Origin of the sequence: Couchioplanes caeruleus, assembly GCF_023499255.1 — a bacterium.
Lineage (GTDB): Bacteria > Actinomycetota > Actinomycetes > Mycobacteriales > Micromonosporaceae > Actinoplanes > Actinoplanes caeruleus_A.
In genome coordinates, this window is record NZ_CP092183.1 from 4,229,992 (window position 1) to 4,248,533 (window position 18,542).

The 18,542-nt window shown below is 74.5% G+C and carries 19 protein-coding genes; 8 read left to right on the forward strand and 11 right to left on the reverse strand.

The genetic code is table 11. The annotated features are described in order from the left end of the window. Positions 1 to 7 precede the first annotated feature (7 nt). Positions 8 to 799, reverse strand: a complete 792-nt coding sequence (locus tag COUCH_RS19460; RefSeq protein WP_249606601.1) for an isocitrate lyase/PEP mutase family protein — start codon at positions 797 to 799, stop codon at positions 8 to 10. A 68-nt stretch (positions 800 to 867) separates the two neighbouring features. Between COUCH_RS19460 and COUCH_RS19465 the strand changes: the two genes are divergently transcribed. Genes COUCH_RS19465 through COUCH_RS19475 form a run of 3 tightly spaced genes read left to right on the forward strand, consistent with a single transcriptional unit; the run spans position 868 to position 4,168 of the window. After that, positions 868 to 1,689 (forward strand): MerR family transcriptional regulator, encoded by an 822-nt coding sequence (locus tag COUCH_RS19465; RefSeq protein ID WP_249606602.1) that lies wholly within the window; start codon positions 868 to 870, stop codon positions 1,687 to 1,689. Then, the gene (locus COUCH_RS19470) at positions 1,686 to 2,588 is read left to right on the forward strand and encodes an ABC transporter ATP-binding protein (RefSeq protein ID WP_249606603.1); all 903 of its coding nucleotides are present in this window, start codon (positions 1,686 to 1,688) and stop codon (positions 2,586 to 2,588) included. The genes COUCH_RS19465 and COUCH_RS19470 overlap by 4 nt, the downstream gene beginning before the upstream one ends. Then, a complete protein-coding gene (locus tag COUCH_RS19475; protein ID WP_249606604.1) occupies positions 2,585 to 4,168 on the forward strand; it encodes a hypothetical protein in 1,584 nt (527 codons plus the stop codon). Before COUCH_RS19470 ends, COUCH_RS19475 begins: the two co-directional genes overlap by 4 nt. Here the strand turns inward: COUCH_RS19475 and COUCH_RS19480 are convergent. The 3 genes from COUCH_RS19480 to COUCH_RS19490 form a co-directional block, all read right to left on the reverse strand. Further along, on the reverse strand, positions 4,165 to 5,205 hold the full coding sequence (locus COUCH_RS19480) for a hypothetical protein (protein ID WP_249606605.1): 1,041 nt from the start codon (positions 5,203 to 5,205) through the stop codon (positions 4,165 to 4,167). The genes COUCH_RS19475 and COUCH_RS19480 overlap by 4 nt on opposite strands. Before the next feature lie 337 nt (positions 5,206 to 5,542). Further along, positions 5,543 to 5,707, reverse strand: coding sequence for a hypothetical protein (locus COUCH_RS19485; protein WP_249606606.1), 165 nt, complete (start codon positions 5,705 to 5,707; stop codon positions 5,543 to 5,545). Positions 5,708 to 5,718: 11 nt separating this feature from the next. After that, positions 5,719 to 6,126: a winged helix-turn-helix transcriptional regulator gene (locus COUCH_RS19490; protein ID WP_249606607.1), complete on the reverse strand. Its 408-nt coding sequence runs from the start codon at positions 6,124 to 6,126 to the stop codon at positions 5,719 to 5,721. Positions 6,127 to 6,205: 79 nt separating this feature from the next. On the opposite strand from COUCH_RS19490, the gene COUCH_RS19495 reads away from it, so the two are divergent. Then, complete coding sequence (locus COUCH_RS19495; RefSeq protein WP_249606608.1) at positions 6,206 to 7,072, forward strand: alpha/beta hydrolase; 867 nt, start codon at positions 6,206 to 6,208, stop codon at positions 7,070 to 7,072. Positions 7,073 to 7,076: 4 nt separating this feature from the next. Here the strand turns inward: COUCH_RS19495 and COUCH_RS19500 are convergent, their stop codons facing one another. The 7 genes from COUCH_RS19500 to uxaC all read right to left on the reverse strand — a co-directional run bounded on the left by COUCH_RS19500 (position 7,077) and on the right by uxaC (position 14,191). After that, complete coding sequence (locus COUCH_RS19500) at positions 7,077 to 7,727, reverse strand: response regulator transcription factor (RefSeq protein WP_249606609.1); 651 nt, start codon at positions 7,725 to 7,727, stop codon at positions 7,077 to 7,079. Next, positions 7,724 to 9,043, reverse strand: coding sequence for a sensor histidine kinase (locus tag COUCH_RS19505; RefSeq protein ID WP_249606610.1), 1,320 nt, complete (start codon positions 9,041 to 9,043; stop codon positions 7,724 to 7,726). Before COUCH_RS19505 ends, COUCH_RS19500 begins: the two co-directional genes overlap by 4 nt. Positions 9,044 to 9,072: 29 nt before the next feature. Continuing rightward, on the reverse strand, positions 9,073 to 9,855 hold the full coding sequence (locus tag COUCH_RS19510; protein WP_249606611.1) for an ABC transporter permease: 783 nt from the start codon (positions 9,853 to 9,855) through the stop codon (positions 9,073 to 9,075). After that, entirely contained in the window at positions 9,852 to 10,586 is a 735-nt protein-coding gene (locus COUCH_RS19515; RefSeq protein WP_430640810.1) for an ABC transporter ATP-binding protein, read from the reverse strand. The genes COUCH_RS19510 and COUCH_RS19515 overlap by 4 nt, the downstream gene beginning before the upstream one ends. A 124-nt stretch (positions 10,587 to 10,710) precedes the next feature. Further along, a complete protein-coding gene (locus tag COUCH_RS19520) occupies positions 10,711 to 11,385 on the reverse strand; it encodes a DedA family protein (RefSeq protein WP_249606612.1) in 675 nt (224 codons plus the stop codon). 116 nt (positions 11,386 to 11,501) lie between these two features. Next, positions 11,502 to 12,797, reverse strand: a complete 1,296-nt coding sequence (locus COUCH_RS19525) for a mannitol dehydrogenase family protein (RefSeq protein ID WP_249606613.1) — start codon at positions 12,795 to 12,797, stop codon at positions 11,502 to 11,504. Further along, a complete protein-coding gene (uxaC, locus tag COUCH_RS19530; protein ID WP_249606614.1) occupies positions 12,794 to 14,191 on the reverse strand; it encodes a glucuronate isomerase in 1,398 nt (465 codons plus the stop codon). Before uxaC ends, COUCH_RS19525 begins: the two co-directional genes overlap by 4 nt. A gap of 159 nt (positions 14,192 to 14,350) precedes the next feature. Here uxaC and COUCH_RS19535 point away from each other — a divergent pair, with 159 nt between their 5' ends. The 4 genes from COUCH_RS19535 to COUCH_RS19550 are packed head-to-tail and all read left to right on the forward strand — an operon-like array spanning position 14,351 to position 18,542. Continuing rightward, entirely contained in the window at positions 14,351 to 15,688 is a 1,338-nt protein-coding gene (locus COUCH_RS19535) for an ABC transporter substrate-binding protein (RefSeq protein WP_249606615.1), read from the forward strand. A 12-nt stretch (positions 15,689 to 15,700) separates the two neighbouring features. After that, on the forward strand, positions 15,701 to 16,624 hold the full coding sequence (locus tag COUCH_RS19540; RefSeq protein ID WP_249606616.1) for a carbohydrate ABC transporter permease: 924 nt from the start codon (positions 15,701 to 15,703) through the stop codon (positions 16,622 to 16,624). Next, on the forward strand, positions 16,621 to 17,556 hold the full coding sequence (locus COUCH_RS19545; RefSeq protein ID WP_249606617.1) for a carbohydrate ABC transporter permease: 936 nt from the start codon (positions 16,621 to 16,623) through the stop codon (positions 17,554 to 17,556). The genes COUCH_RS19540 and COUCH_RS19545 overlap by 4 nt, the downstream gene beginning before the upstream one ends. Then, positions 17,553 to 18,542 carry a Gfo/Idh/MocA family protein gene (locus COUCH_RS19550; protein ID WP_249606618.1) on the forward strand — a complete coding sequence of 330 codons (990 nt, stop codon included), beginning with the start codon at positions 17,553 to 17,555 and terminating at the stop codon, positions 18,540 to 18,542. The genes COUCH_RS19545 and COUCH_RS19550 overlap by 4 nt, the downstream gene beginning before the upstream one ends.

Sequence of the window (18,542 nt, forward strand, 5' to 3'; positions counted from 1 at the left end):
CCGGGGCTCAGCTGAAGGCGGCGGCGGCCTCGTCGCCGGTGAGCGCCCGCTCCCGGAACGTCGTGGTGCCCGCGGTCAGCAGCTCCCGGGCGGCGTCCCGCAGCGCGCCGTACGCCGCCCAGGCCAGCGCCCCGCCCGTCGACACCCGCCGCACGCCCAGCTCCGCCAGGTCCGCGACGCTCGGCGTACCGGCCACGGCGAGCACGTTCACCGGGGCGGCCACCGACCGGACGAGGCGCCCGATGTCGGCCGGCGAGCGCAGGCCGGGCGCGTAGACCACGTCCGCCCCCGCCTCCCGGTACGCGGCCAGCCGCCGGATCGTGTCGTCGAGGTCGTCGTGCCCGTACAGGTGGTTCTCGGCGCGGGCGGTCAGCACGATGCCGTGCCGCCGGCAGGCCCGCGCGGCGGCGGCGACCCGTTCGGCAGCCACCTCGCCGGGCACCACCCGCTCGGCTGCCGGGTCGTAGTCCTCGATGGAGATGCCCGCCGCGCCGGCCACGGCCAGCAGGTCCACCGTCTCCGCGATGCCGGCCGGGGTGTCGGCGAAGCACCATTCCGCGTCGACGCTCACCGGCACGGCGACCGCCGAGGTGAGCCCGGCGACGTGCCGGACGAGCTCCTCCCGGGTGACCTGCTGGTCGAGCCGGCCCAGGCTCGCCGCGAGGCCCGACGAGGTGGTGGCCAGCGCGGCGAAGCCGAGGTGTTCGAGCAGCCGCGCCGAGCCGGCGTCCCACGGGTTCGGCATGACGAATGTGCCGGAGTCGTGCAGCGCGCGGAACCGGTCCTGGACGGAAGTCATGCGGCCATCCTGCCAAAGCCGCCGCCCGTGCTTGACTGTGACGTCACGTCACAGCCGAGACTGAACCCGTGCGCATCAAGGAGCTGGCGGAGCTGACCGGCTGCACCGTACGGACGATCCGCTTCTATCACCAGATCGGGCTGCTGGCCGTGCCCGGCCGGCGCGACGGCGTGCGCGACTACGACCTGACGCATCTGGCCCGGCTGGCGCGGGTGCGCTGGCTGGCCGAGGCCGGCATCCCGCTCGCCACGGTCGCCACGATGCTCGGGGAGCAGCCCGGGCCCGGCCGTCGCGCGGAGGCCGCGGACGCGGAGGCGGTGCTCACCGACCTGCGGGCGGGCATCGCGGCGCTCGACGAGAAGCTCGAGGACCTGCGCGAGCAGCGGGACCGGATGGCGCGGCTGGCGGCGGCGGTGGAGCACGACGGCCGCCTCTGCCTGGTGCCGCCGGCCGTCGCGCGCTTCTACGAGGACATGGAGGCGCGCGCCGACGACGAGAAGGCGCGGCGCGTGATCCGCCGCGAACGCGACTTCATGGAGCTCGCGTACTACCGCGGCGACATCCCGGCCGAGTCCGTCGTGCTCTACGAGGGCCTCACCGAGGCCGGGCTGGCCGGCAGCCTCGAGTCGTTCCGCGCGATCGCCCACCGGTACGAGGGCGACGAGCCGCTCGACGACCGGGAGATCGAGCGGGCCGCCGCGGGCGTGGTCGAGCGCGTCACCCGCCAGCTCGGGCCGGACTTCCCCCGGGTGGCGGGGACGCTGGACCTCGACGTCGCCCGCCGCGCCGCGGACCTCTACCTGCGGCTGTCCGACCCGCGGCACCGCCGGCTCGACCGGGCCATCGCCGACGCGCTGCTGACCGCCATCGAGAAGGGCAGGACGCCGTGACCACGGACGCCATCGAGGTGGACGGGCTGGTGAAGCGGTTCGGCGCGTTCGTGGCCGTGGACGGCCTGGACCTGCACGTCGCGCCCGGCACCGTGCACGGCTTCCTGGGCCCGAACGGCGCCGGCAAGTCGACCACGATCCGGGTGCTGCTCGGGCTGGGCCGGGCCGGCGGCGGCCGGGTCCGGGTGCTCGGCCTCGACCCGGCCACGCACGCCGCGCAGATCACGAGGCGCACCTCGTACGTGCCCGGGGAGGTCGCGCTCTGGCCCGACCTGACCGGCCAGGAGATGCTCGACGCGCTCGCCGGGCTGCGGGGCGCCCGCGACGCCGGGGCCGAGCGGCGCCTCACCGCCGAGTTCGCCCTCGACACCCGCCGGCGGGTCCGCACGTACTCGAAGGGCAACCGGCAGAAGGTCGCCCTGATCGCCGCCTTCGCCGCCCCGACCGACCTGCTCGTCCTCGACGAGCCGACCTCCGGGCTGGACCCGCTGATGGAGGAGGTGTTCCAGCGCTGCGTCCGGCAGGCCGCCGCGGGCGGCCGCACGGTCCTGCTGTCCAGCCACATCCTGGCCGAGGTCGAGAAGGTGTGCGACGAGGTCACCATCATCAAGGACGGCCGGCTGGTCGAGGCGGGACGCCTGGCCGGCCTGCGCCACCTCGCCGCCTCGACCGTCACCGCCCGGCCCGCGGCGGAGCTGGCCGGTCCGGTCGGTGAGCGCCTGCGCGACCTGGGACTCGACGTACGAACGGACGACGGCACGCTGAGCGTCAGCACGCCGCGCGCCCTCGTACCCGCCGTGCTGGGCGTGCTGGCCGCCGCCGGGGCCGACGACATCACCTGCGCCCCGGCCAGCCTGGAGGACCTGTTCCTGCGGCACTACGCGGCGGTGCCCCGATGAGCCTCACCCGCCTGCTGGTGCGCCGGATCCGGTGGACGCTCGGCGCGTGGCTGCTGCTGCTCGTGGGGATCTGCTTCGCGACCGTGCCGGCGTACCAGAACACTTACGCCACCGATCAGCAGCGTCGCGCCGCCGTGGAGCTCGCCCGCGCCGACCGCGCCTCGACCGTCCTGTACGGACAGCTCCCCGGACCCGGAACGCCCGCGCAGATGTACGCCTGGGAGGCCGGCGCGATCGTGACCATCCTCGTCGCCGTCATGGCAGTGCTGGTGACCGTCTCGCTGACCCGCGCACCCGAGGACGACGGCACGCTGGAACTGCTGCGCGGGTCCGGCGTACCGCAGCGGCGGCCGCTGCACAGCGCCATGGTCGTGCTGGCTGGTACCGCCGTCCTGCTCGGGCTCGGCTGCGGCGTGGCGGCCGGACTGCACACCGGGGGCGTCGAGGGCGTCACCTGGTCCGGTGCGGCGGCGTTCGGGACGACGATCGCCCTCACGTTCCTCGTCCTCGGCGCCGGCACCGCCGTGCTGGCCCAGGTCGCGGCGACGGCCGGGCACGCCCGGATGCTCGGGCTGGCGGCGGTCGGCGCGGCGTTCGCCGTACGGGCCGCAGCCGACGTCTCCGGGACGGCGGCGCTGAACCGGCTCAGCCCGCTGGGCCTGCGCGCGACGATCGGACCGTTCACGGCCGGGCACTGGGACGCCACCGTGCCGCCCGCGCTGGCGGTGATCCTGCTCGCCGCCCTGGCCGAGGTGCTGTCCCGCCGGCGCGAGTTCGGCGCCGGGTTCCTCCGGCGGCGCGCCACCGCGGACAGCCGGCTGCGCACACGTACGCCCGTGGGCCTGTCCGCGCGTCTCGGCCGGTCGTCACTGCTCGCCTGGACCGTGGCGGTCGCAGCCGTCGGGACCCTGTTCGCCTCGATGGGCTCGGGAACCGTGGAGCAGAGCCGCGGCGGGGACCTCGGCGGGTTCCTCGGCTCCCAGCTCGGCACGGGCGACCCGGTGGCCGCGTACCTGGCGTACAGCGACACCGTCGTCGGCATCGTCGTGTGCGCGTACGCGGTCCTGTCGGTGCTGGCGGCCCGCCGGTGGGAGGCGGCCGGGCTGACCGATCTGGTGCTCACCACGGGCGTACGCCGCTGGGCGCCGCTCGCCGCGCAGGCCGCCGTCACGGCCGGCGGCTGCGCCGTGATCCTGGTCGCGACCGGTGTCCTCGGCGCCCTCGTCACCCCGGCGGTCATCGACGGGCAGGACGTCGGGACGCGGGCCTTCGCGTACGCGATCGGGCAGTGGCCGGCGGCCGTCGCGACCACCGGCTTCGTCGCGTTGCTCATCGGCCTCAGCCCGCGCCTGTCCGCGCTGGCGTGGCTACCGCTGACCGGCAGCGCCCTGCTCGCGCTGTTCGGCCCCCTGCTGGAGGTGCCGGAGCGGATCCAGGACCTGGGCTTCTTCCGCCACGTACCGGACGTCGCCGGCCCCGGCCCGGCCGCCGGCGCCCTGGCCGTCATGGTCGGACTGGGCGTCGCGCTGTCGCTGCTGGGCGCGGCGGCCACCACCCGCCGCGACGTCCGGCTCTCCTAGCCGGCCTGGGTCAGCACGTCGTTGAAGATCTTGTGGATGTCCGCCTTCTTCTCCGGCGGCGTGAACGCGCCGATGCCGACCTGCCACGTGTGCGTGCCGCCGGAGGCGGCCGGGAAGAAGTGGCTCATGTCGAGCGTGTACCGGCCGTTGGCGTTGCGGGCCTGCTCGACGTAGGAGGTGCGCTCGTCGAACGTGCGGGCCTTGGCTCCCGGGTCGAACCACTCGGTGCTCAGCCGGCTGCGCTCCACGGCGCCGCACGGCGCCGGGCACGGCCGCAGCATGATCTGCACCTTCTGCCCGCTGCCCGGGTTGCCCTCGTCGATGCAGACCCAGGCCTTCGCCTGCGGCAGATCGACCCGCCCGGCGAGGCAACCCCAGGTCTTCGGGGTACGGAACGCGAACGGCCACCCCGTGAAGGCCATCGTGTACGTGGCGTCCGAGGCGGTGAAGCTCGGCCCGATCAGGGTCCGCGCCGGCACCTGGCGCAGCACGGGCTTACCGGCCCCCGGCGCCGCATCGGTGGGACCGGGGTCGAGGGTGCGCGGCAGCGTCGGCACCGGCCGTACGGCGGTGGGCCGTGCCACCGGCCGGTCGGGGCCGTCGCTGCCACCGACCACCGCGGCGATCCCGAACCCGCCGCACACGCACAGCAGCAGGACCAACGGCACCACCATCAGCGCGATGGCCGCGGGCATGGCCCGGTGCTTCTGCGGCGCCGGCCCGATCGCGCCGTCGACGAACCCGATAGCCGGCGCCCGGTACTCCAGCTCGACGACCTGGCCCGGGTGCACGGCCACGACCGTCTCGGCGGTGCCGACCCGCGGCGGTATCAGGTACGGCACGTGCACGTGGACCTGGTACTGCCCCGGCGGCACCGGCACGACGGTGCGTCCCCAGCCGGCCGGGACCGGGCGCCCGTTGATCGCCAGGTACGGCTTGAAGAGGGCGAACATGAACGTCGCCCACCAGTACTTCGCGGTGACCGCGATGGCCGTCGTCCCGGGCTGCTGCCACGGCGCCTGCTGCTGGTCGTACACGGTGATCCTTTCCCCGAACGAACCCGCGGAGCATAGACCGCCCGGGTGAGCCGGGCTCAGAGCGGGTCGATCGTGATGCTGCCGTCCGTACGGCCGGCGGCCGGCCGCCGGCACCGGCATCGGCCCAGCTCGCGGCGCCGCCGAGGTCGCCCAGGTGCTGCCCGTGATGCGCCGCATCCCCGCGCGACAGCGTCGCGTCCCCCGCCCGGGAGCGCCCCTTCTCCGCCGGAAAGCGCCGCTCCCGCGCCGGGCAGGATCGCGACCGGGCCGAGGTAGCCGACCGGCAGCCGGTCGGTGCCCGCCGGCCGCACAGGGGTGCCGATCTCCGCGCCGGTGGTCAGGAGCGGATCGTCTCGTCGCCACCGGCGGTGAGGATCAGCCCGCGGCCGTCCGGCGTGGTGGCCGCCGCGATGCCGGACGGGGGAGCGGTGGGCCGTCGGGATGCGGACCGGGCCGCGCATCGGACCTCCAGGGGCTGCGGCCAGCGAACGACAGCGGCCACCCCTGACAGGATCAGGCGCGCGGACCCGGCATCCCGGTGGCGGGCCCGGCCGCGTCGTTCTCCGCCGCCCAGGCGCAGATGGCGGCGAGTGGTTCCTGCAGGGTCTTGCCGAGCGCGGTCAGCGCGTACTCGACGTGCTGCGGCGGCGTCTCCTTGAGCACCCGCCGCTGCACCAGCCCGTCGCGTTCCATGTCCCGCAGCGTCTCGGTCAGCACCTTCTGGGTGATCCCCGCGACCCGGCGGCGCAGCTCGGCGTGCCGTTGCGGGCCGGCGAGCAGCGCGTAGATGAGCAGCACCCGCCACTTCGAGGCGAGCCGTTCCAGCGCCTGCCGCGTCGCGCAGCTCGCCTCGAGCACGTCGGGAATCACCAGCGACACGAACACCTCCACGGATCGGCGGGCCGTGGCCGGGTACGGCACCCGGAAGTGCCTTCTGTCCCCGGGCCGCCGCGCGCCCTAACGTCGTGCCCACGATAGTCACCGAACGAACGGGGCCGGCATGTCCAGCGAACGCGTCACCTTCACCGCCGACGGCATCACGCTGATCGGCGACCTCGCGGTAGCCGCGGACGGGGCTCCGGCGATCGTCCTCACCGGGCCGTTCACCGGCGTCAAGGAGCAGGTCGTCGGCGTGTACGCCGCCCGGCTGCGGGACCGGGGCATCACGACGCTCGCCTTCGACCACCGCGGCTTCGGCGAGAGCGGCGGGCGGCGGGCGCACGAGGACAGCCAGGGCAAGCTCGCCGATCTGCGGGCGGCGGTGAGCCTGCTCGCCGGCCATCCGGCCGTCGACCCGGCGCGGGTGGGGATCGTGGGCGTCTGCCTCGGCGGCGGTTACGCGGTCCGGGCGGCAGCGGCCGATCCCCGGATCGGCGCGGTCGCCGGCATCGCGGGCGCGTACAACAGCCCGGCCCGGTTCAGCGCGGCGGACCCCGGCGGCTACCGCGCGGCCCTCGCGTCGTTCATCGAGCGCTACGACGAGGAGCTGCCGGCGGTCGCCCCGGGCGGCGCGCCCGCGGCGATGGGCGGCGACGAACCGTACGCCTACTACGGCACCGAGCGCTCGGCGGCGGCGCACTGGGAGAACAGGGTCACGTACGGCTCGCTGCACTCCCTCATGACCTTCGACGCCCTGGGCGCGGCGCCGCTGCTCACCGCCACGCCGCTGCTCGTCGTCCACGGCCGTACGGACGCCTACTGCGCGCCGGAGCTCGCCGCCGCGGTGCACGCCGACGCGGCCGGTCCGAAGGAGATCCGCTGGCTCGACGCGAAGCAGCACATCGACCTCTACGACGTCGAGCCGTACGTCAGCCAGGCCGCGGACGCCGCCGCCGACTTCCTGCACCGCCACCTCGGCGCGGCCTGAGCACCTACGAGCCGAGGTAGCGCAGGACCGCGAGCACGCGACGGTTGCCGCTTTCGCCCGGCGGCAGCCCGAGCTTGTCGAAGATGCTCGCCACGTGCTTCTCCACCGTGCCGCCGGTCACCACGAGCGCCTCGGCGATGCCGGCGTTCGACCGCCCCTCTGCCATCAGCGTGAGCACGTGCCGCTCGCGCGCGGTGAGCGCGGCCAGGCCGTCGGCGCGGCGTCCGGCGCGCAGAAGCCGGCCGACGACCTCGGGGTCGAGGGCCGTGCCGCCCGCGGCGATCCGCTGCAGCGCGTCGAGGAACTCGGCCACGTCGGCGACCCGCTCCTTCAGCAGGTAGCCGGCGCCCGCCGCGTTGCCCTCCAGCAGCCGGGCCGTGTACCTGGTCTCGATGTACTGCGACAGCATCAGCACACCGGTGCCCGGGTAGCGGCGGCGGATCTCCAGCGCCGCGCGCAGCCCCTCGTCGGTGTGCGTCGGCGGCATCCGGATGTCGGCCACCACGACGTCGGGGCGGTGCCCGGCCACCGCCGCCAGCAGGGTGCCGGCGTCGCCCACCGCGGCGCACACCCGGTGGCCGTGGTCCTCGATCAGCCGGGTGAGCCCCGCGCGGAACAGCGCCGCGTCCTCGGCGATCACCACCCGGACCGTCATGCGCGCAGCGGGAGCTCGACGGCGATCCGGGTCGGTCCGCCGGGCGGGCTGTCGATCGTGAGCCGGCCGTCCACCACGGCCACCCGCTGCGCGAGCCCGGACAGGCCGGTGCCGCGGGCCGGGTCGGCGCCGCCCGTACCGTCGTCGGCGACGCTGAGCAGCAGCACGTCCTGCCGCCCGGCGGCCCGTACGGCCAGCCTGCCGGCGGAGCTGTGCTTGGCCGCGTTGGCCATCAGCTCGGCGGCGCAGAAGTACGCGATGCTCTCGATCGCGGGGGTGGGCCGGACCGGGATGCTGACGTCCAGCTCGACCGGGATCGCGCGGTCGGCGGCCAGCGCGGCGAGCGCGTCCGCCAGCCCGTTGTCGAGCACCGGCGGGTGGATGCCGCGGGCCAGGTTGCGCAGCTCGGCCAGCGCGTCCTTGGCGCCCTGCAGCGCGGCGTCGACCAGCTCGCGGGCGGCGGCGGCGTCCGGGACCACGCCCCGGTCGCCGAGCTTCTCCCGGGCCATGCCGAGGTGCAGGGCGAGCGTGGCGAGGCGGATCTGCGCGCCGTCGTGCAGGTCGCGTTCGAGCCGCCGCAGCCGGGCGGCGGAGTCGTCCACCGCCTGCGCCCGGCTCAGCTCGAGGTCGTGCACCCGCTGGGCCAGCCGTCCCGGCCCGAGCAGCATCCGGATCAGCCGGGCGTCGGCGGCCGTGACCGCCCGGGTGACCCACGGGGCGGCCAGCAGCATCGCCGCGCCCGCCGCGGCCGCGGCGAACGTGCCGGGCAGGGTCGCGACGCGGAACGTGCCCTCGCCGAACAACCCGAACGGCGTGTACACCGGCAGCGGGCTCAGCCGGGCTCCCGGCGGATGGTTGCGGAACGCGCCCCACACGAGCGGGTAGCTCAGGTTGACCAGCCCGCCGACCCAGAAGAACACCGCGTACGCCTCGAGCAGCCCGACCGGCAGCTTGACCACCTGGTACGCCACCACGCGCCACCCGCCGCCCGCGCGCGGGGCGGGGACCCGTACGCCGAGCAGCCGGGCGGCGATCCCGCGCTGCAGCGAACCCAGCCGCCGCGCCGCCCCCGTGGCCACCATGAGCGCGGCCAGCAGTCCCACGCAGACCACGGCGGCGGCCACATCGGCGGGGGAGACGCTGCCCCGCCCGCCGCGGGTCGCGAACCAGCTCAGGTCCACCGCACCGACGAGGAGCACCACCGGGCTGATCACGGCGAAGGGCAGCCCGGCCAGGCAGAACAGCAGCTCGCGTGCCTGCCGCCGGCTGAACGGCGCCGCGATCGCCGCGGCCGGCGTGGTCACCGCAACGCTCATGCCGCCATCCTCCTCCCTCCGCCGTGCGCTCACGCGTCCCGCCGGGCCAGCAACCATCCGCCGGCCAGCAGGGCCGCCACGGCGTACAGGGCGAGCACGCCGAGTCCGGCCCCCGCGGACAGGAAATCCGGGCACGATGCCGCGCCGGCCCCGCAGGTCACCGGCCGGGTCGTGCTGAGGGAGTTCTCCACGATCAGGATCGGCATGTACGCCGCCACGCCGTGCGCGAGGATCCCGAAGGCCTGCGCGCCCACGTACACCCCGGCGACCAGGACCCCGACGGCGGCGGCGCTGTGCCGGACGATGGCGCCCAGGCCCAGGCCGAGCAGCCCGATCATGCAGAAGCCCGCTCCCGTCACCGCGACCGCCCGGAGCACCCCGGGATCGCCTAGTGCGGGCGCAGCGACGCCCGGGCGCAGCGTGGCCCGTACGGCGAGGAACGCGGTGAACGACGCGGCCTCCCCGGCGAGCAGCGTCACGGCACCGAACACGGCCGCCTTCGCGAGGAGGACCAGCGGACGCCGCGGAATCACGGCGAGCGTGGCCCGGATGGTGCCCGAGCTGTACTCGCCGGTCATGCTCAGCACGCCGAGCACCCCCGTCAGCAGCAGGCCGGGTACGACGCCGGCGAGCGCGTTGTTGGTCACGTCCCCGGACGCGTCGCGCGTGTTCAGGCCCACGGCGACGCCGATGCCGACGGTCCCGGCGGCCGTGACGAGCAGCGTCCACCAGGTCGAGCGCAGGCTCCGCAGCTTGATCCACTCCATCCGGACCGCCTGGGGGAGGCCGTACCGGCCACCCGGCGCGGTCATGACGCCGCCTCCGTCGCCGGGTTCGCGCGGTAGTCGGCCGTCGCGCCGGTGAGCCGGAAGAACGCGTCCTCCAGCGACTCCGACCCGGCGGACATCCCGGCGACCGTCGTGTCCGCGAGCAACCGCCCCCGGCCGATCACCACCAGCCGCTCGGCGGTCAGCGCCATCTCGGCGATCAGGTGGCTGGACACGAACACCGTACGGCCCTGCGCGGCCAGCGACCGCAGCAGCTCGCGGATCCAGCGGACCCCTTCCGGATCCAGCCCGTTGACCGGCTCGTCGAGCAGCAGCACCGCCGGATCGCCGAGCAGCGCCGCGGCGACGCCCAGGCGCTGCCCCATGCCGAGGGAGAACGTGCCGGCCCGGCGCCCGGCCGCGCCGGACAGGCCGACCAGGTCGAGCACCTCGTCCACCCGGGCCCGGGGGATCGCGTTGCCGGCGGCGAGCGCGGCCAGGTGACTGCGGGCGCTGCGGCCCGGGTGGGCCTTCGCCTCGAGCAGCGCGCCGACCTCGCGCAGCGGCCAGCGCAGCTCGCGGTAGCGGCGGCCGCCGATCCGCGCCTCGCCGGCGTCCGGCCGGTCCAGCCCCAGGATCAGCCGCATCGTGGTGGACTTGCCCGACCCGTTGGGGCCGAGGAAGCCGGTGACGCTGCCGGGCCGTACCTCGAAGCTGAGCGCGTCGACCGCGACCGTGCGTCCGTACCGTCTGGTGAGATTGCGGGCCTCGATCACCCGTACTCCTTCCGTCGTCGTGCCTACGGAAGATGACGCTAGGGACGCGGGGGGCCGGCCGGGATCCGGCTGACGGCAGTCTTCTCCTGGGGGTTTTCCCCCAGGGACGGCCGGGCGGGTCCGCTCAGGGCTGGGCGAGGACCGACGGGCGCCGCGGCGCGTGCACGCGGGGCACGGTGACCTGCCGGCGGCCGGTGAACGCGCGCCGCACCAGCCGGGCGGCGAACGGAACCGCGCCCAGGCAGGTCGCCCCGACCGCGGTCAGCAGCAGCGCGACGCCGCCGGAGGAGCCCGCGCCCGCGGTGGCCGCGCCGACGCCGGCGAACGCGCCGACCCACACGGTCGTGCCCAGCGCCGACCAGCCCACGAACCGGCGGAACGGCATCCGTACCGTGCCGGCCACGATCGGCACCACGGCGTGGATCACCGCCACGAACCGTACGGCCGCCAGCGCCGGGCCGCCGTGGGTGCTCAGGTACGTCTCCGCCCGGTCGAACCGCTCGGCGCCGATGCGGCGGCCCAGCCGCGTGCCGCGCAGCCGGGGGCCGAACGCGCGGCCCACCGCGTACCCGAGGATCTGACCGCTGAGGGCGCCCGCCGTGCCGACCGTGACCACCAGGGCGAAGCCGGCCGGGCCGCCGGGCAGCGCGCCGGCCAGCATGACCACCGACTCGCCGGGGATGAGCAGGCCCAACAGGAACGTCATCTCGACGGCGCTGGACAGGAACGTGAACAGCAGAACGGCGGTCTCGTTCAGGGTGGTCAGCCAGTGGACGAAGGCGTTCGCGGCGTTCAGCATGTGCTCAGCCTCGTCGCCGCGCCACCGCTGCGGCTATCGGGTTTTCCCATGGCATCCTCCTGACGCGTCCCCTACGGGTAGCTAGACGCGCCGGAGGCGGATCCGGTTTTCCCGCGCTACAGCTCCCGGCCCGTCGCGGCGATCAGCGCCTCGTCGTCGGCGAGGTCCGGGGCGAGCAGAGCCACCACGTCGCGCACCGACCCGGCGCGCTCCAGATACGGTCCGGCGCCCGCGTCCTGCACGGGGGCGCCGGCGCCGCGCAGGTGGGCGATCCAGGCGGCCAGGATGCGGACGGCCCCGGCGGGCATGCGCCCGGCGGCCCGTTCCGCGCGCAGCACGGGCAGCACCCGGATCGGCAGCTTCTGCGAGCCGTCCGCGGCGATCTGGGCGAGCGTGTGCCGGATCCTCGGGTTGGCGAACCGGTCCAGCAGGGCCTCCCGGTACGCGTCCACCTCGGCGGCCGGCAGCGGTACCTGCTGCGATGCCTCGTCCCACCACTGCACCAGCCAGCCGCGGCAGACCGGGTCGGCGACCGCCTCGGCGATGGTCTCGTGGCCGCGGGCGCTCCCCGCGTACGCCAGCAGGCTGTGCCCGCCGTTGAGCAGCAGCAGCTTGCGGGTCTCGTGCGGGTGGACGTCGTCGACGAAGCGCGCGCCGGCGCCGTCCCAGGCGGGCCGGCCGGCCGGGAACGCGCCGCTGAGCACCCATTCGGTGAACGGTTCGGTGACCACCGGGGCCGCGTCCGCCCAGCCGGTCCGGTCGGCGACGGCCCGGACGTCGTCGGCGGTGGTGCGCGGCGTGATGCGGTCCACCATGGTCGTCACGAACGACACGTGCTCGCCGACCCATCCGGCCAGCTCCGGGTCCGCCGCGGCGGCCAGGCCGGTGACGACCCGCCGGGTGACCTCGCCGTTGCCGGGCAGGTTGTCGCAGGAGACCACGGCGAGCGGGCCGGCGCCGGCGGCCCGCCGGGTGGCCAGGCCGGCGACGAGGCGGCCGGGGACCGTGCCGATGCCGCCGCCCTCCCGGAGGGCTGCCAGGTCGGCGCGGACGTCCGGGTGGTCCAGGTCGATCGCGCCGCCGGGATTCCGCCGGTACGCCGCCTCCGTGACGGTCAGCGTGACGACGGCGACCTGGGGCCGGGCGAGGTAGTCGAGCCAGGAGGTGAGGTCGGTGCCGGGGTGGGCCGCGACGACGGCCCGCTGCACCGACATCTCGTCGTGTTCCGGCCCCCGCACGACGAGCGTGTACCGCCCGTCCTGCGCGTTGAGCCGGTCGGCGAGCTCGCGGGAGCGGCCGGTGAAGGCGGCGATGCCCCACTGCTCGGCGTCCGGTGCGGCGCCGGTGTACCAGGCCTGGTGGGCGCGGAAGAAGCCGCCCAGTCCGAGGTGGACGATCCGTACGGGCCTCACAGCTTGAACACCGCCCGCGGCTGGTCGACGACCAGGGTGGTGATCGTGTCCAGGGCCTCGTCCTCGTCGAGGCGGTGCGCGGCCACGAGCTCGGCGAGGAAGCCGGCGTCGAGGCGGCGGGACATGTCGTGGCGCGCCGGGATGGAACAGAAGGCCCGGGTGTCGTCGATGAACCCGGACAGGCGGCTGAACCCGGCGGTCTCGGTGACGCCCTGCTGGAAGCGGCGGATCTCCGAGGGGTTGTCGAGGAACCACCAGGGCGCGCCGGCGTACACGGCGGGGTAGAAGCCGGCCAGCGGCGCGATCTCCCGGCTGAACACGTCCGGGTCGACGGTGAACAGCACGAGGTGGAAGCCGGGATGGGTGCCGAAGCGCTGCAGCAGCGGCTGCAGGGCCCGGGTGTACTCGACCGCCACCGGGATGTCGTGGCCGGTGTCCGGGCCGTACCGGCGCCCGGTGGGCGGATGGTGGTTGCGGTGCACGCCCGGGTGCAGGGTCATCACGAGCCCGTCGTCGCAGGCCATCCGGGCCATCTCGAACGTCATGTGCCGCCGGAACGCGGTCGCCTCCGCGGCGGTGGCCTGCCCGGCCAGCGCGGCCCGGTAGATGCGTTCGGCGTCGTGGCGTTCGAGGGGTTCGGTCCCGGCGTCGAGGTGGCCGTGGTCGGTGGAGACGGCGCCGTGGGCGATGAAGTACCGCCGGCGTTCCTCCAGGGCGGCGAGGTAGCCCGCGTAGTCGCCGGTGTCGCCGCCGAGACCCTTGACGAGCCCGGGCCAGTCGGGCCGGCCGGGTTCGAGGTACCGGTCCGGCCGGAACGTGGGCGCCACGGTCGTGGCCACGTCCGGATCGGCGCGCAGCGCCTCGTGGGCGGACAGGTCGTCGGCCGGGTCGTCGGTGGTGGCCATGAACTCGATCCCGAAACGGCGCAGCAGGGCGCGCGGCTGGTGGCTCGGCTGCCGGAGCTGCTCGGCGATCCGGTCGTACAGCCGGTCGGCGTTGTCGGCGTCCGGCCGCTCGGTGACGCCGAAGATGCCGGCGAGCTCGCTGTCGAACCAGTACCGCACGGGGGTGCCGCGCAGCAGGTGCCAGTTGGCGCACAGGGCCCGCCAGGCCGCCCGGGACCGGTCCTCCGGCAGCGGCCCCTCGCCCACACCGAGCACGTCCAGGCCGACGCCGCCGGCGTGCAGCAGGCGGGTCACGTAGTGGTCCGGCTGGATCAGCAGGGAGGCGGGGTCGGCGAACGGGCGGTCGTCCAGCAGCAGCCGGGGGTCGACGTGCCCGTGCGGCGAGATGATCGGCAAATCCTGCACCGCGCCGTACAGCCGGCGGGCGATGTCGCGCACGCCGGGTTCGGTGGGCAGCAGCCGATCGGGGTGCACCGTCAGGGAGGCCATGAGCTCCAGCGTCCCGGTGCGGGCCGGTGCCCGGCAAGCAGTTGCCACTTGTTGCCCCGGACGGGAGGCAACAAGTGGCAACTCGTTGATTTGACCGCCGGCGGAGGCGAAATCTGCTCGTAACGCCGGGCACTGCGGGGCACACCGAGGGAGAAGACGATGAGTCGGAGAAGGATGCGCGCGATCGTGGCGCTGGCCGGAGCCCTGACACTGACCGCCGGGGTCGCCGCCTGCGGTGACGGCGACGGGGGCGGCGGCGGTGGCGCCGGCAAGACCCTCAACGTGCTGATCGGGGCGAACACCCAGTACCCGCAGGAGTTCCGGGCGTGGCAGGCGTCGATCAGCGACAAGTTCAAGGCGCAGACCGGGGCGAGCGTGAAGTTCGAGGAGTTCGCCACCGCCAACGACGAGCTGACCAAGATCCAGACCTCGGTCGTCTCCGGCACCGGCCCCGACGTGTACGCGGTCGGCACCACGCTCACCCCGACCGCGTACTCCACCGGCGCGTTCGTGAAGCTCGACGACGCGCGGTGGCAGAAGGTCGGCGGCAAGGACAAGTTCGTACCGGCCACGCTCGGCATCTCCGGGCCGGACCAGCAGAACCAGGTCGGCATCCCGTTCGTGAGCCGGCCGTTCGTCATGGTGTACAACACCGAGCTGCTCAAGGCGGCCGGCATCAGCAAGCCCGCGACCACGTGGGACGAGCTGCGCCGGCACGCCGAGCAGCTGACCAAGGGCGACCAGTACGGCCTCGCGGTCGCGTACAAGGACAACTTCGACCCGTGGAAGTTCGTCTGGGGCATGTCGGTGCAGGCGGGCAACCCGCTCGTGGACGGCAAGACCGCCCGGATCCAGGACCCGATCGTCAAGCAGGCGTACCAGACGTACTTCGGCTGGCTGACCACCGACAAGGTGGTCGACCCCGCGGCGATCGGCTGGACCAACGCGCAGGCCATCGCGGCGTTCGCCGAGGGCAAGACGGGCTACATGGCGCTCACCTCGACGACGGCCGCGAAGGCCCTCGACGCCGGCAAGGTCAAGGGCAAGTGGTCGTTCGCGCTGCTGCCGACGGTGCCGCCCGGCGCCACCGCCCGGCCCGCGAACGGCGTGGAGGCGGCCAGCATCCTGTCCGGCGACAACGTCCTGGTCGCCGACTACTCGAAGAATCAGGATCTCGCGTTCCAGTTCGTCAAGCTGATCACGGACCAGGACGCGCAGCTCGACTACTACAAGGCGGTCGGGAACCTGCCCGCCAACGCCGCGGCGCTGAGCACCCTGCAGTCCGATCAGAAGCTCGCGCCGGTGGCCCAGGCCGCGCAGAAGTCGGTGGCGACCCCGTTCACCGGCGCGTGGGCGGACATCCAGCTCGCCATGACCAACGTGGTGGTGCAGTCGATCCCCGACCTGGCGAAGGGCTCGGTCGGCGACGCGCAGCTGGACGGCCGGCTCGCGGACGCGCAGAAGGCCGCCCAGTCCGCGCTCGACCGGGCGAAGTAGGAAGCCGCGGCCATGACCGACGACAGCACGGCACGCGGGCGGCACCGCCGCGGCGTGACCGCACGACAGCGCCCGCTGTGGCTGCTGGCCCCCGGCGGGGTGCTGATGATGCTGATCATCGTCGTCCCGCTGCTGCTCGCCTTCTACATCTCGCTCATCGACCTCGACCAGTACACGCTGCGGCGCTGGCTGGACGCGCCGTTCACCGGGCTGAGCAACTTCACCGAGGCGTTCGGCTCCGGGCTGCCGCACTCGATCTGGATCAGCGTCTCGTTCGCGGTGATCGCCACCGCCGCCACCGTCCCGTTCGGCATCGCCGCCGCCGTCGCCACCCAGAACGCCTACCGGGGGCGGGGGCTGGTCCGCGCGGTGTTCCTGATCCCGTACGTGCTGCCGTCGTTCGTCGTGGCCACCGTGTGGCGCACCATGCTGCAGCCCGACGGCATCGTCAACACCGTGCTGGCGAAGGCGGGCGTGGACGGCGGGCTGTGGCTGAGCGGGCCGAAGTCGTACTGGACGCTCGTGCTGGTGGAGATCTGGGCGGCCTGGCCGTTCATCTACCTGATGGCGCTGGCCGGGCTGCAGAGCGTCGACCACGAGGTGTACGAGGCCTCCGCGATCGACGGCGCCGGGTGGTGGCCCAAGCTGACCCGGGTGGTGCTGCCGTACCTGCGCGGGCCGGTCCTGCTGGCGTGCCTGCTGGCCACGCTCAACCACATCAACAACTTCACCCTGCCGTACGTGCTGTTCGGGGCGCCCGCCCCGGACGACGTCAACGTGATGCCGATGATCGTCTACGTGACCAGCTTCCAGGGCCTGCGCTTCGGGCTCAGCGCGGCGATGGCGATCGTGTCGCTGCTGCTCGTCGCCATCCCCCTGTTCGCCTATCTGCGTGCGCTCCGGCTGGACGTGCACGAGGACGGAGACCGGACATGACCGCGTCGGCGACCCCGGGGCTCGTCCCCGCGTCCACGCCCGTGCTGCCGGCCCGGCGCGCCCGGGGGCGTACGGCCACCGGCGAGGCGCACCGGCTGCTGCCCCGCCCGCTGCTGGCCGCCGTCACCGTGATCCTCTGCGCGATGGTGCTGGTACCCACCCTCTACATCGTGCTGGCCTCGCTGAACACCGACCTCGGCGTGGCCTCCGGCGAGTTCTGGCCCGGCACCTTCTCGCTGGACAGCTACAGCCGCATCTGGACCACCGCCGACCTGGCCACCGGCCTGCTCAACAGCATCGTGGTGTGCGCGCTGGTGGCGCTCGCCTCGGCGCTGCTCGGCACGATGACCGCGTACGTCCTGGTCCGTTACACGTTCCTCGGGCGGCTCACGATCCTGCGCGGGCTGGTCGGGCTGCAGAGCATCCCCGGCACCCTGATGCTGCTGCCGGTGTTCGTGCTGTTCTCCTCGGCCGGGAACTACCTCGGTGTCACGGTGGTCGGCACGCGGTGGGGGCTGTTCCTGGCGTACCTGACCTTCGCGCTGCCGTTCTCCACCTGGGTGATGGTCACCTACCTGCGCGGCCTGCCGCGCGAGCTCGAGGAGGCCGGCCGGATGGACGGCGCCTCCACGCTGCGCATCCTGTTCCGCATCATCGTCCCGCTGAGCCTGCCGGCGATCGTCGTCTCCGGCATCTTCGCGTTCCTGCTGGGCTGGAACGACGTGCTGTTCGCCTCGGTGCTGACCCGGCCGGAGACGCACACCGCGGCGGTCGCGTTGTCCGCGTTCGGCGCCACCCAGGAGGGCGGGGCGCTGCCGGTGTACTCGCAGGTGATGGCCGCCGCGCTGATCTCCGCGGCCCCGGTGGTGCTGCTCTACCTGGCGTTCCAGCGCTACCTGGTCGGCGGCCTCACCGCCGGGGGCGTCAAGTGACCCGCGCCGCGGTGGTCGGGTGCGGCGACGTGTCCGTCGTGCACCTGCAGGCCCTCGCCAAGCTCGACGGCGCCGAGCTGGCCGGCGTCTGCGACACCGATCCGGACCGGGCGGTCGAGGCCGCGGAGCGCTACGGCGTCCCGGCGTTCGCCGATCACCGGGAGCTGCTGCGGGCCGTACGCCCGGACGTCGTGCACGTGTGCACCCCGCACGACCGGCACACGCCGGTGGCGATCGACTGCCTGCAGGCCGGCGCCGCCGTGCTCGTGGAGAAGCCGGTCGCGCACACGGTCGACGAGGCGGACCGGCTCATCGCCGCGGCCCGGCGGCACCCGGGCGTCAAGGTGGGCATCTGCCTGCAGAACCGCTACAACGCCACCTGCCGGGCGGTCCGCGAGCTCCTGGGCTCGGGCGAGCTCGGCGCGGTCCGCGGCGGCTCGGCGACCGTGCTGTGGCACCGCGACCCGGCGTACTACCGGTCCCGGCCGTGGCGCGGCACCAGGGCCCGCAGCGGCGGGGGAGTGCTCATCAACCAGGCGATCCACACCCTGGACCTGATGCAGTGGCTGCTCGGCGACGTCGTGCGGGTGCGCGGCCACGCCGGCCGGTACGCCCACGACGACATCGACGTCGAGGACACCGCGAGCGTGATCCTGGACCACGCGGGTGGCGTGCGCAGCGTCGTGCTCGCCACCGTGGCCAACGCCGCCGACTCACCGGTCACCATCGAGATCGTGACCGACCGGGCGGTGCTGCTCATCCGCGGCGACCTGACCGTGCAGCACGCCGATGGGCGCGTGGAGAGGGTCGCCGAGCCGGCGGCCGGACCCGGCGGACGCGGCTACTGGGGCGCCTCGCACGAGCTGCTCATCGACGATTTCTACCGGGCACTGCCCGGCCCGGAACCGTTCTGGATCTCCCCGCACGAGGGCGCCCGGTCCCTGCGGCTGGTCCAGCAGGTGTACGACCTGGCGGAAGGACGCTGA